Here is a 13,958-nt window from a genome sequence, read left to right on the forward strand (position 1 = left end):
CAACTTATGGCGCAACGCACAAAGCAACTGTGATTCGTTATAAATTGACTCCTCCGCTACAGAACTTTCAAGTTGTCAGCTCACATACTCCGTAAGCTGACACTGCTGGCACCCAAAAGCCGTCTATTATGCGAGCCCTCGCAGTACCAGGGCACTGGGCAAGGCGTAAACCATATCAGTTTGCGTCTCCCTTATTTCGACGAGAGGCGATTAAGGGGTTGAGCGGCAGGTGAAATTGCTCCTGCCGCTCGTGACAGATGCCGATTAAAACGTGGCCAAAACCTGAAGAGCGATCGTCCTTCCGTTTCCATTGTCCGCCGTGACGAGACCGAATTGGGCACTGGTTGGATTCAATTGAGCTCCTCCCACCGGGGCTACACGCTGATGGTTGAACAGATTCAGGATGTCCGCGCGGGCTTGAACCTGAACGCGCTCGCCTGCGTTGAACGTTCGCCCAAAGGCGCCATTCCAGTTATTGAGACCCTGCCCGCGCACACCCTCCACATGGATGGGAAAGACTCGCAGGTTGTAGTTGTTAGGCAGGCAGGCTGGAAGCAGGACAAATCCAGTGCCGCTGTAAGTGCAGTTTGTGATGGAGTTTGTCGTCGAAGCGGTTGCTGTCACGGATTGCGTGTTAAACCCCTGAATTGTCGCGACTCCGGCCGAATAGTTGGTGTTGTAGATCTGATCTTTCAGTTTGATACTGTTCGGATCGCCGATGAAGAAGATATTCCCCTGGCCGGAGCCCGATCCATTCGACGCGAAGGTGAGCAAAGTGCCAGGATTTGCCTCGTACGATCCAGAGAACTGGAATCCTCCAAAGACCGCACTCTGCCAACCGCTGTTTGCGAACCGCATATTTCTTCCGAAAGGAAGCGAGTAGACCCAGGACGCTGTAAATCGCCAGGGCGGGCTCTGCAGGCTCGACTCCAGACTTGGGGTAACATCGAACGGGTTCTGGAAGTAATCGCGATCCTTCTGATAGTTCTTTTGGTACGATGCGTTGGCGATGAGACCGTTACTGATGCGTTTGCTCGCGTTGGCCTGAAACTCCTGAAACTGGGAGCCCCCGATTGAGTTATACAGGCGTAGAGCCGCAAGTTGGGGATAAGGACGCACCAGATTGGCGAGCTGAATCGTCTTTGAGTTGACATAGCTGCTCTTCGTGAGCAGGTTGTAGTAGACCGGATCGCTAGTCGCTAAGCTACCTAGGTTGCCGATGTAAAACGGATTCGGCACATTTGCTCCAAGAAGACTATTCGTCGCGGAGTTCGGTTGAATGCCCCCTGTGAAGAAGGATGCAGGTACGGCCGTTGCGTTCAGGTAACCCGCAGTGTACGTACGAGTGGTATTTGCGCTTCCGTCGAGAGTGATATTTCTCGTACGCGAGGCGACATACGCTACTTGAACAACCAGGCTGCTTCCGATCTGATGCTCCATGCTAATCTGTGTTCTCCATGACCGGGCAGGGACTCGATTGTGGTCATAGATACCGATCGTCGCGGAGCTGCCCCCATAGTAATCCGCTCCTAACGAGCTGCCGACGGGAGCGGCGAAACGTGATCCATTGCTGAGAGGGAACGGATCGGACATGGGAGAGATACCCGGCACGAAGTTGGCGCCAAACGTCGTCGAGGAGGCGATCGGTCCTGTTGTGCTGCTGAATCCGTCCGTATTGATGGTTGCGTTCTCGTTCAACACGTCGAGCGTGTCGTAGTACAGGCCCGCGCCGGCACGAAGCACTGTTTGCGGGGTAATGGAATACGCCGCTCCAAGTCTTGGCAGCACCCTCCAGTTGTTAACCCACTGGCGAGTGGAGGCTCCATTCACACCGGCGTAGATCGGTCCGCCTTGTACCGGCAGATGGGCCGGAGCTACCGCTCTTTGCGCAGCAGTGAGGGAGGCCAGTGTCGACTGGTACGCCGTGTCCACAGTCGACGCAAAGGTAAGGTGCGCGTTGGGGTCCCACCCTACAATCTGGCGATTGTGTTTCTCCGTCGGACCGTATTCGAATTCATAGCGGATACCGGGGATTATGGTCAGCTTCCGTGAGACGCGCCATGTATCGCCAACGTAAAAAGCGTAGTACGGATTCGAGCGGGATGTCGATGTTGTGGTGGTGGTTTGTGAGGTCGTTGGAATACCGAGCAGGAACGATGCATAGCTCAATCCCGTGGACGTCGATGGATAGGTACCGTCGGTGCCGTTATTTTGCTGGACATAGGCATTGTCGAAGTTGAACTGTCCGGAAGGTCCGGCCGTTGTATTCGATGCTGCTGGACCGCCACCTGCCGCATTCTGACTTCTCCACTCGGCGCCGCCTCTTAAGGTGTGATTGGCCAATACCGCCGTCAGGTTTCCCCGGACTGCCAGGCTGCGAAAGTGAGTCACGTTGATCGCGGTCTTACCGATCGTCTGGTACCCGCTCATGGCGATCACAGGGAACTGTGCATTCGATCCTGCATAGTCGTCCAGATAGGTTGGAAGTCCCAGGTCGCTTGGCTTATAGGCCTGCCAGCCGGGGTAGAGGTCGCCGTATCCAGTCCACTCCGTTGCTCCAACGGTGGCATCGACAACCATTTTGGGAGAAAGAATATGAGACCAGCCGAGAGCCCCGGTTGGAATCCAGTGATGCACGCCTTGCCTGCCCTGATCACCCGTCTGGAAATCCTGTGCCAACTGATAATAGTGGGCCCGGCTCCAACGGAAGAAGATGTGATCGGCCTCGGACACCGTATAGTCATACCGGTTCGTTACAGCGCGATAGGTGTTCCAGTTTACGGGCGTGTAGTTGTAGTTATTTCCGGTCGAAGCCGTACTGGATGGGGTGGGCAGGAAGCCGTTGACCACCTGAACCAGCGGCAGATTGCTGATCAGACTGGAGGGAATGACATTTCCGCAGAAAGGGGCGCGCCGGGGAACACCCTTCGAATCGAAGGTCACGGAGTATGGATTGTAAATTTGGTATTGGCCATAGTAGGTTGCGTTCGGGCCACAAGCCGCGGTAAACGTAGCCGGCGCTACTGTGCCTGCCACTGGTAAAGGTAAATCGGAGAAGTCGCCGCTCCGTTGCCGGATCGTGGGTATTGCGAGCGTAGTCGACTGAGCATTATTCGGAGCATCAAGTACAACTCCGACAAAGAAGAAAAACTTGTTTCGGCCGTCGTAGAGCTTGGGGATAAAGACCGGACCGCCGATGGCCGCATCGCCGGAGTTCAAGTGCGTTCCAGGCCACCCATACGTGTTTTCGTCGTATTCGCACGCCGCCGAGCCAGAGTTGGTCGAACACTTGTCGAGCTGCGTGTGGTATTGATACGTGAACTTCTGGAAGTGCTGCAACCCAAACCAACGCAGGTCGTATCTTCGATATCGAACGCCGCCATGCAGGTCATTTGTCCCTGACTTGGTCGTCTGGGTGAGAAGTATGCCGTAAGTATGGCCAACCGAGGGATCGAACGGGGTTACGTTCACGCTGGTCTGACCGAGCTCTTCGGGGGAGAGGTTGATAGCCTGTCCTCGCTGGCCGGCCATATTGGGCGCCCCGTCCAGATTGAACTCGTTAGCGCCGATTCGACCATACGCGCCGAACTGGGGGCCCGATCCATTCCAGTTTGGACTCGCCCCACCCAGCGAATAGTTTTGGGCGTAGTTCGACTGAACACCGGGAGAGAGCATTGCGAGCCAGATCGCTGCCTGCCCGTTCGGAAGGGCCGACATCTCTTCCGAGGTAATTACCTGGCTGATCGACACTCCCTGGGTATCGATCAGGGGAGCTCCCGCATTGACGACAACACTCTCGGTTGAACTGCCGACCTTTAGCTGCAGATCGATACTGGGGTGCCCTTCAGCCTGGAGGACGATGCCGGAACGAATAAACCGCTCAAACCCCTGGACAGTAGTGGAGACTTCATAAGGACCTTCGTTTAAATTCCTTACCTCGTAGTAGCCAGTGTCATTGGTGAAGGCATTGATCGATACGTTCGTGTCGGTATTTCGAACGTTTACCGCCACGTGGCTTACGCTGGCGCCGGTTGAATCGCTAACAATTCCGGAGATGATCCCCTGACCCGTGCTTTGGGCGAGAGCCTGCGATGCGAAGAGTGCGCCGAAGACAACCAGGAGAAGAAGCCGTTCCAGTGGCCGCCGGCGAATGCTATGTCTAGAATATTTTCTTTTCTGTGCGTGCCCAATTCTTGCTGAAGTGTCCATCGATTGGTCTCCGTTTCAAAATGCTTCTGTTTCTACCTGCTGGCGTTAGAAGATGTGTGCAGCGTTGATCTGTGCGAACATCGCTGAGTTCAGGTCTGCCGTTCCGATACGCCCGTCGATATCGCGGACAACTACACGAAGCGACGCTGTTCGAGAGGGCACGGTCAAATGGACCCGGAGCAGGCTATAGCTGTTGGCTCCCGGGTTCGAGGGGAGTTTGAAAGAGACTGCCGAAACGCTATTGCCCAGCAGGACCGCGCTTTGATCGAGGGCGCCAAATACGGACACGATCGAAGCGTGTTCTTCTCCGTTTTCAGCGTCGGTTGCCGTGAGCGAGTGGTTATAGACGATGACCTCACAGGTCACCGTCTTTGTGTCGGCCTGGAAGCCGCAACTGCGGATCGCAACCCCAATCGAGTTGTACGGCATGCGGCTGACCGCGGCCTCATGGAGATCGAAGCGAAGGTCGCGCTCGTTCGGAGCGGCTTGACTGATCTCAGTCGGATAGTAGCCCTGTTTGCTTTGTACCTGCAGGTTCGAGTTCTTTAGACGTATCTCGATCTTCCGGTACCTTCCATCTTCGATGGGTGAGCTAGGTACATAGCCGATCGTGTAGAAGTGGGTCCCTCGATCGATGCTGCTTGCGATCTCATTGTTGAGGTCATTTCCGCCGTAGAAGTATTTGCCTCCCGACTGATCAACGAAACTCGTAAAACTGAAGGAGTGCAAAAATGGGTCTGCGGAGCTGAACGGGCTTATCGTTTGCGGGTTCCCGGATGTGGAGATACGGTCGGCAGGAGGCTCCAGATTGAGAGCGGGATCGACGACGTAAATCGCAGCGCGAGCGGTGAGCAAAAGATCCAGTGTGCTGCTCACGGCCCTGTTGAGGAGGCTCGTCTGTTCTTTCCCAAGCTGTGTGCCGTCCACGCCTGGGAAGCTGCGGCCGATCCATACGATCTGCTTGCCTCCCTTACTTCCCCTGCTAAACAGTGCGATCTGTTGAAGCGCGGCCAAAGACGAACTCAGACGCTCAACCCCGGCGCCGCGAGCCAGCTTCCCCGGTAGTGTCGGTCGCTCTGACTGCAACGCACGCAGAAGTTCCTGTCGCACTCTCGTCAAAGGTGCGATGGGGTGTATCCCTGCATCATCGAGCCAGAGAATCGTCGTCGGCTGGTTGAGGAGTTCGGGCTGCGCAGAGAGATATTTGTTCGCCTGTTGCCGAGAGTAAGCAATCTCGTCAAAGGGCGTGTTCAGGGCATCAAGAACCAAAAGGGTGAGCGGCGAATCTCCCCAGTCGTCCTTGCCAAATTTGTCCTTGCGGGGGGTCTCCGGTATGCGGTCGCTCGGACCTGGTACCGAGAAGTATCGGATCTCCTGCTCGACTCCATCTTCAAAGATCGAAAAATCGTCGCGATTGAGGTTTGTTACGACGCGACCGTCTTTGGTCGTCACGGCTGGGTCGAGTATGACAAGCTGACTCTTTACCCGGAGGGTCGAAGCAGCTGTGTTGTCCTGACCGAAGCAGTCTGGACAAAGAACGGATGTCAGTCCCGTAAGGCTCATCGCCGCCGCCATCAGGGAGCTGTATCCGCCGAGAGACCTGACAAGGCGGTCCAGACGGGATGCTTGAGTCGAATTGCCGCTTCGAGTGCGAAGCGGAGAATCGGACGGGTTCATTGGACTCCGAAAAATTGCCTCAGCTGCCCTCTCCCGGTCTCAGCATCGCTGCAAAGTCCGTTGATCGGTCGAGAGCGTATTGAATGGATCGGTAGAACGCTATGATTGCGTCCAACCTGCTGTCAATGGGGTAGAAGCGCTACGGAACTGATAGGAGGGAGGTTAGGAATGTTCGGCGGTGTCATTCCAGAGAGACGTCGCTATCTCTTGCGTTTAGAATCGCCTGCCGTCAGCATCGTTTGTCGTTGCGCAGCTTCCGCTACCGGTTAGTTCTCGGCTAACGTGTCCGCACACCTGTTTTGTTCGCGAAGCGAATGTAGGCCTTGGGCAACGGTGAACGATGTGGATCAGTATTTCCGAGGCGATTCGGATCGAAAAATCAAACGGCCACCAAGGTCTCGCGGTAGCTCCGCATAAAATCACACGCGATGCTGCTGTAAGGGCAAATGCCAGAATGGCAGCTACAAATCAAATATCAATATTGCAGTTGATGACAAGAAAGCATAACGACATGGCTGGGTAACCCGGCCATCATGTTGAGTTGCAATAGAATCTCAACATTGCCCACTTCGCGCCCGCTAGTGTAACCGCATCCACGAAGTGCTTCCTCCATGCGATGAGCGTCGACTGCAAACTGGCCGGCTGCTTCGGTCCCTTCTCCGTTAAGACCTGCAAGTACCAGGACATGGCCACGGTGATCCGGATTGCGGAGGTAAGCGACGATGGCGAGGGACTGCCCGGTCGCAAAGCCGAGTGCCGAGGGCGTGTACTGCGGCTTCTCCCCCGTTTCGGGCTTTATATCCTCTATATATTCACGTCCGGAAGGCTCTCTCGCAAAGCGGAAATCAGCGTTCGCAAGATACAACGAAGACCAGGGATTCGTGAGAGGGCTGCCAATGACGACATAGTTGCCGTCCGTTGCCAAGTCCGAAAGTTGGATAGCGCGAGCGGTTCGAACGAGCACATCGGTATCATACCTTTGGGCTGTGGCCGCGACATCTGCAACGATGGAGGCATCCACTGCAGCGACCTTGTCGCCACGCAGTATGTTGTTTGCAAACACCAGCGAGACGGGAGAAACTTTGCTCGGATCGGGTATGTAACGATGATTTGCGTAGTCAGAAACCGTGATCCGCTGTCCTGTGAGGCCCTGAATCTCGGCGATGTTAGGGTCGCTGGTAATGATCCGCAAGGGTTGATGCGGGTCGAGCAGGCCGGCCCAGACGGGTGGGGCCTGCGAGCCCGATGTAGTGTGCCCTAACCAGAACCAGCACCCCGAAAACGTGAGTAGCGCAGACGCGAAACAGGTGACTGCTATAGCTAGTGTCAGGGTGCCTTGTTTCAGAGGCGATCGGCCAGTCAAGGCTTCCACGTGCGATAAGGCGGCCGTGGTGGCCTGGGGCGTCTCCGCGACAGCGGGGACCTCCTCGATCGCGGTGGAAGCGAAAGTCCCACCGGTATCAGGCTTATCATGCTGTGGACTATGAATCAGCTCAGGGATATAGCAGCCACGAGGAAGCGTGACTCGCCACTCCATTGCCTCACCAAACTGTCCGTAATACTGCAGCAGCCGCTTGCGGACATCGCTCGCAGTTACGCGGACGATGGCATCTTCACCGGTGTCGTAGGTGGCGGACCGCCCGAAAAGTTCTATACCGATGAGCCGCTCTTTCAGTGCGTCAAAATTCCCAGCGATAGCCTGCTCAACTATATAGATAAGGAATTGACCGCTACGCTGGCTGTTGCGGAATGCTGCGCTCTCTGCGATCTCTCTCACGCACTGCAGAACCCGGTCCGCATCGTGCTTTGACCGGCCGATTCGAACCGCTTCCTTGCGTGCGTCTGGCGCTATCTCTATCGACTGCATTAGGGCTCTTGTCTAGTCGGGAAATCTTCTCACACCAGGATGGCACTCGCCAAGTACCATCACGATGCCCATCGAAATAGGTTACACGGTGCGGTAGAGGCATCGGCTGTTAGGAAACAGCGCCTAACGTCCAATTACATGGTTTCGTCGGTTATGCTTTCTCGGGCCACGAAAGTGACGGATTGGGGCCGAATTCACCAGGCTGAAGCCGGAATCGACTGTTGATGCGATCTTTGATGTTCTCCCTCGTATTTTCTTTTGCGCTGTCGGCGGCGGCGCAAGACCTGAAGGCTCCTGTCGACGAGGTGTCACCGAATATTGGAGGCATTGGCGTACTGCTCTCCGCAACGAAGCCCTTTGTCCAGAGGCCGTTTGGCATGGCGCGTCTCTACCCTATCACTCCTGCCGAGACCAATGATCGATACCTTGCCCAGCAGGTACACGGTTTCCCGGCTGGTCCTGCGACGTTGATGGTCTCCACTGCGGCCCGCAGCACCTCCCCCGCCTCCTACGGGTCGACGTACGACCATGACGACGAGGTGGCGACGCCATACTACTATTCGGCGCGACTCGAGACCCCCGGAGCTTTTGTGGAGTACACGGCCACAGATCAGGCTGCAATCTATCGATTCACTTTGCCGGTCGGAAAACAGACTCATCTTGTCTTCAGTCTTGAAGCCAACGCGGCCATCGATACCTTGAGCCCGAGTGCAGTCCAGGGAAGTGAAAGAGTAGAGGGTGCAGTGACCCAGGCCGTCCCTTCGGCGGGAGAGACAAGGCAATATTTCTATGCTGAGTTCTCGCATCCGCTCACGAACGTGGAAACATGGCAGGGAACAGCAATGGGGAATGACTCCACGCGGAGTGGCGATCATATCGGGTCCGTCGGTGACGTAGACGGCTCGGTGCGGACAATTGAGGTACGGGTCGGAGTCTCGTATATCAGCACGGCCCAGGCGCGACGCAACCTTCAGCGGGAGATACCTGACTGGAACTTCGACAAGATACGCAACGAGAGCCGCGAGGTTTGGAATCAGGCCCTCTCCCGAATCTCTGTCGAAGGAGGCACTGAGCGGCAGCGAACGATCTTTTACACGGCACTGTACCGTTCGCTCCTCCGTATGACCGATATCACGGAGGATGGGCACTATTTCAGTGGTTATGACCATCGAGTGCATCCGTCCGAAGGGCACGACTTCTACACGGATGACGGCCTCTGGGACACCTTCCGGTCCTTGCACCCGCTTCAGCTGATTCTTGATCCGAAGAGACAAGTCGACATGGTCTGGTCCTACGTCCGGATGTTTGAACAGAGCGGCTGGATGCCTTCCTTTCCTTCGGTTGCCGGGGAACAGGCGGTGATGATCGGACACCACGCGGATCAACTGATTCTCGATACCTATGCAAAGGGCTACCGCGATTTCAACGCCGGCCTCGCCTTCCAGGGCATGCGCAAGAATTCAACCGAGGCAACGATGCTGCCGTGGGAGAGGGGTCCCCTTACGGAGCTCGACAAGGTCTACTTCGATAAGGGATTCCTTCCCGCGCTGCGTTTCGGTGAAACCGAGACATCGACATCGGTGAACCGTTCTGAGAAGCGGCAGGCCGTGTCGGTAACTTTGGAGAGCAGCTATGACGACTGGTGTGTCTCGGAGTTCGCGGCAGCTTTGGGCAAAGACGCCGACGCACGCTATTTCGGAAATCTTGCGAGCAACTACCGCAACCTGTATGACCCTCGAATCGGCCTCATGGCGCCGAAAGACGCGAGCGGCGCATGGGTTGAACACTTCGATCCTCGTCGCGGCGGCGGTCAAGGCGGCAGAGACTATACAACCGAGGTCAACACCTGGCTTGCAACCTGGGGCGCCCAGCACGACGTTGCAGGTCTGATCAATCTGATGGGAGGAAGAGATGCTTTCAACGCTAAGCTCGATCGTGTCTTTACCGAGCCCTATGGAACGTCAAAATTCGCATTCCTCGGACAATTTCCCGACGCGACCGGCCTGGTCGGAATGTATGCGCAAGGAAACGAGCCCAGCTTCCATGTTCCTTACCTCTACATCTTTTCCGGTCAACCGTGGAAGACGCAGCGCCTGGTGAGACTGATGATGGACCTCTGGTACAACGACGGACCCATGGGCATTCCCGGAGACGATGACGGTGGAGAGACCTCCTCGTGGTATGTGTTCAGCGCCATGGGCTTTTATCCGGTGACGCCCGGTGTTCCTGTCTATGAGATTGGAAGCCCGATCTTTTCGAAGACCCAGATCACGCTGGCGAATGGAAAACGATTCAGCATCGTCGCCAACCATGTCTCCGCCAAAAATAAGTACATCCAGTCAGCAACCCTGAACGGCGCCCCGCTCGATCGTTCGTGGTTCGCGCACTCTGATCTGTCGCAGGGCGGCACGCTTACGCTCGAGATGGGGGACTCTCCCAATACAAACTGGGCAAGCGCTCCAGGGGCCGCTCCTTCCTCGATGAGCCGGGAGCAGGTGCTCCTCGGCTCATCGAGCGTGTCATCCGGCAAATAAACTCAGCGCAATTGGAAGTTTGCTGAGAGCGTTGCCGTCGAGGAGCCTCCGATCCAGGCGGTATATTGACCCCGCTCTGTAACCCACTGGTGTTGCCTGTTCCAGACGGCCAGGACTCGCTGCGGTACGCGTAGCTCCACCTCGCGGCTCTCGTTCGGATCGAGATGGATCCTTTGGAAACCCTTGAGTGCGCGGCCAGGAGTGGCGACCGAGCTTACCTCCTGTCGAACATAGAGCTGGACGATCTCGTCGCCGCTTCGCGTACCCGTATTTCTGACCGTAACCTTGGCCAGGACGTCCTGGCCGTCCGGTTGGGCACTGATCGTAAAGGCGCTGTATTCAAACGTTGTATAGCTTAATCCAAAGCCAAACGGAAACAAAGGCTTGCCGTCGCTATCCACATACCGGTGTTGCCGGGAAGACAGGGCGCTGTAAAAATCAGGAAGCTGGCCGATCGTTCGAGGAAAGGACACAGGTAGACGGCCCGCAGGGTTGATGTCTCCAAACAGAGTCTCCGCAATAGCCTGTCCACCGTACTCACCCGGATACCATGCTTCGACGATTGCAGGCACATGTTCGGCGGCCCAGCCGATCGTCAAGGGCCTCCCGTTTTCGAGCACAAGGACAACTGGCTTCCCCGTCCCTACCGCTGCTTCCAGAAGCTCCTGCTGATTGCCTGGAAGGTCAAGATTCGTACGGTCGAAACCTTCACCGGAGATCCCCTGCTTCTCCCCCAGTGCGAGAAGGATCACCTCCGCATCGCGTGCCGCCGCAAGAGCCTTTTGAATATCTACACCCTCGTCAAAACTTACGGTAGCTTCAGGTAAGAGTTTTCTTATGCCATCCACGATGCTGATGTGCAAACCATTCTTCTCCTCTTCGTAGTCGCCGTACCGGGCAACTGCACCATTCGGGCCGAGCACGGCGATCCGACGCACGCTCTTCGAGAGAGGGAGCACCGCGTTTGCGTCCTTCAGGAGCGTTATTGATTCGCGCGCGGAGCGAAGAGAAACCGCCAGATGCTCTGTTGAACGGTGCTCTTTGACGGCAAGAGCCTCGTCGACATACGGTTTTTCGAAAAGACCTAACTGAAACTTCACCCGCAGAACGGCAGAGACAGCACGATCCAGATCGGCCTGCTTTAGCCGACCATCGTGAAGGCAATCGATCAGTGCATGTTCAAAGACATCGTGGGGGTAGTCATAAAACTGCATGTCGACCCCTGCATGGACCGCCATACAGACTGCGTCAGAGGGTGAGCCTGCGACGTGATGCGCGGTCTCAAGACGCTTGATTGCTCCGAGATCGGAGAGAACGAAGCCGCGAAATCCCCACTCTCCCCGCAGGATCGTTGTCAGAAGCTCGCTATCAGCGGTGATAGGAATCCCGTCGATATCATGATAGGCCGCCATCGTGGCCATCGCCTGTCCCTCACGAAATGCTGCTTCAAATGGGGGAAGCATCGTTGACCTCAACTCTCTCTCTCCCATGTGAACCGGCGAGGTGTTGCTGCCTCCTTCCGGAGACCCGTGTCCGGCGAAGTGTTTCGGTTCCGCGACGATCGTGTGATCGGTGGCGAGACTGTCCCCCTGCGTGCCTTGAACGTAGGAGACCCCCATCCGGGTCGTGAGGAAGGTATCTTCACCGAAGTTCTCTTCGACACGCCCCCATCTGGGCTCCCGCGCCAGATCCAGCACCGGGGCGAGCACCATGGCCGCGCCGGTCGATCGCATCTCTGCCGCGATGCTCGCCGCAGTGTCATGAGCCAGACCGGGGTCGAAGGTTGCTCCCAGACCGATAGGGGTCGGGAATACCGTTCCGTTGCTGTATCCATGCAGGCCTTCTTCGATGAACAAGGCGGGGATTCCAAGCCTGTTATGACCGATCAGCCAACGTTGCATCCTGTTATACAGCCCCGCCGAAGGCTCCACGTCGTGTACGGCGCCCGCGCCCAGAGTCCCAAAGAGCTGTTCTGCGCGTGTCTCAGAGAAGACATCAGCGCCAGGTGGCGTCCGGTTACTTTTTTTGGGCAGCCCAGGTTGAAGGGACTCATCGCCGTCGTAGAAATCGAGTTGACGAGCCTTCTCCTCCAACGTCATCCGAGTGAGCAGATCGCGAACTCGAGCGTCAACGGACAGGGAAGCGTTGCGATAGGGTGGAGACGAACTGCGTCTTGCCTGCGCAGGGAGGCCGACGATGCCGGCAATCTGAGAGCTGAACAGAATGGCGCTTGAGGCCACCCAAATGAACTTCGTGTGCACTGATCGTCTCCGGGAACTGTTATTCCTTGATCTCATATTCCTTACTCGGTTGCTCCATTCAATTCGATCTGGGCACGCTTGCCGGCGGCGTTCATCACCTGCTGTCGACCCTCGAAGAGGTTGTGGCTTATGACAGCGCTGCGAACTCGCTCTCCAAGCTCAATCTGAGGTTTGCTCTGTTGGAACTCACATCCCCTTACAACAGCCTTGCCACCGGAAAACTGTAGTGCTGCCTTTTTCCCGCTCTTGTCCCATTCGCAAAAGATGCAATCGCTGAACGAGACCGTCCCGTGCCTGTCGCCATCCACCTTTGCGATCTGGGCGCAGGGGCCCCAGAATGCGCTGTTCACGAACCTCACCGAACCACTGTGGCCGGGGAGAACCTCAACTTGAGTGGGGTCGTCCCCAAGAAAGGAGGTGAACTCCCCGTTCGTAATAAGGATGCCATAGCGGGCACTCTGTTCGACGCGAACTGCGCGGTTGCAGCAGTCTGCCCCGATTCCGAGAAAGTTGCCGTTGCAGACGCCGGTGTCTGTCTTCACGAAGGAATACCCTACGCCATATCCAAAGGCAAACGTGTTGAGCACATACTCCCAGTCCGCACGGCCAAAGATGAATGCTTCGCCGTGTACCAGTTGCCATTGATAGAGCGGCCCTGAACTCGTCCACCAGGGATTGAAATGAACGTTCTCGATTCTGCCAATGTCGTAGATTGCGTCTACGAAGATGCCTCGGCGGATCGGCTGTCCCGTCACGTTGCGAATGTTATGCCGGGCGCTGGTCTTCGTGTCGATACCCTGGTAAGGATTGAGCAGCTCCACGTCGAGGACAGCGGCATTATCTCCCCGCATCGCGATTGCCCACGGATATGGCACCGGAGCCACATCGGTCACCTGTTCGGGGTAATAGATTGTCAGCCCCGCAACCGTGGAATTTGTGCCGGCTGTGAGGAATGGAACTCCATCCTCCTGCCCCTTGCCCCCCGTCACGAAAAGAGCTGTTCCGTCCTGTCCGGGTCTGACAGCGTGGAGATTCTTCACGATGCCGGAGTGAGAGGGCACGCAGCCATAGGAACCCCTCAGAGTGACTCCCCGGGGTACCTTCAGGTTCCCACGAAAAAGATAGCCGCCGGGCGGAGCATATACCGTCCCCCCGCCAGCCTTTGCGGTGTCGTCCATGGCCGATTGAAAGGCTTTTGTATTATCGAAGCTCTGGTCGGCGCGTGCTCCGTATTGCAATACATTTCTGTCAGCTGTCCCCAACTCTCCGCCACTTCCGGTAGAAGGAGAACCATAGGCGCTTCGGACGTTGGCCAAACCCTCGAGTCCGATTGCTGAGGCAGAGGATAGAAAGCTGCGGCGGGAAGAGAATTGCATGGGTGATGCGCTCCTTTAGGTTCCGGGGGTCCTG

Annotated in this window: 6 protein-coding genes; 1 reads left to right on the plus strand and 5 read right to left on the minus strand. The window is 56.5% G+C overall.

The genetic code is table 11. The annotated features are described in order from the left end of the window. Positions 1-264 precede the first annotated feature (264 nt). The 3 genes from BDD14_RS26000 to BDD14_RS26010 form a co-directional block, all read right to left on the minus strand. Entirely contained in the window at positions 265-4,209 is a 3,945-nt protein-coding gene (locus tag BDD14_RS26000; RefSeq protein ID WP_130423680.1) for a carboxypeptidase-like regulatory domain-containing protein, read from the minus strand. A 45-nt stretch (positions 4,210-4,254) separates the two neighbouring features. Next, a complete protein-coding gene (locus BDD14_RS26005) occupies positions 4,255-5,886 on the minus strand; it encodes a VWA domain-containing protein (RefSeq protein WP_130423682.1) in 1,632 nt (543 codons plus the stop codon). 475 nt (positions 5,887-6,361) lie between these two features. Next, complete coding sequence (locus BDD14_RS26010; RefSeq protein WP_130423684.1) at positions 6,362-7,753, minus strand: hypothetical protein; 1,392 nt, start codon at positions 7,751-7,753, stop codon at positions 6,362-6,364. Between the two features lie 224 nt (positions 7,754-7,977). Here BDD14_RS26010 and BDD14_RS26015 point away from each other — a divergent pair, with 224 nt between their 5' ends. Further along, entirely contained in the window at positions 7,978-10,287 is a 2,310-nt protein-coding gene (locus BDD14_RS26015) for a GH92 family glycosyl hydrolase (RefSeq protein ID WP_278045535.1), read from the plus strand. A gap of 2 nt (positions 10,288-10,289) precedes the next feature. Here the strand turns inward: BDD14_RS26015 and BDD14_RS26020 are convergent, their stop codons facing one another. Both BDD14_RS26020 and BDD14_RS26025 read right to left on the minus strand, forming a co-directional pair. Next, on the minus strand, positions 10,290-12,548 hold the full coding sequence (locus BDD14_RS26020; protein ID WP_242618290.1) for a glycoside hydrolase family 3 N-terminal domain-containing protein: 2,259 nt from the start codon (positions 12,546-12,548) through the stop codon (positions 10,290-10,292). 41 nt (positions 12,549-12,589) lie between these two features. After that, positions 12,590-13,924, minus strand: a complete 1,335-nt coding sequence (locus BDD14_RS26025; RefSeq protein ID WP_130423690.1) for a glycosyl hydrolase family 28-related protein — start codon at positions 13,922-13,924, stop codon at positions 12,590-12,592. Positions 13,925-13,958 lie beyond the last annotated feature (34 nt).

The sequence above is a fragment of the Edaphobacter modestus genome (assembly GCF_004217555.1).
Taxonomy (GTDB): Bacteria; Acidobacteriota; Terriglobia; order Terriglobales; family Acidobacteriaceae; genus Edaphobacter; species Edaphobacter modestus.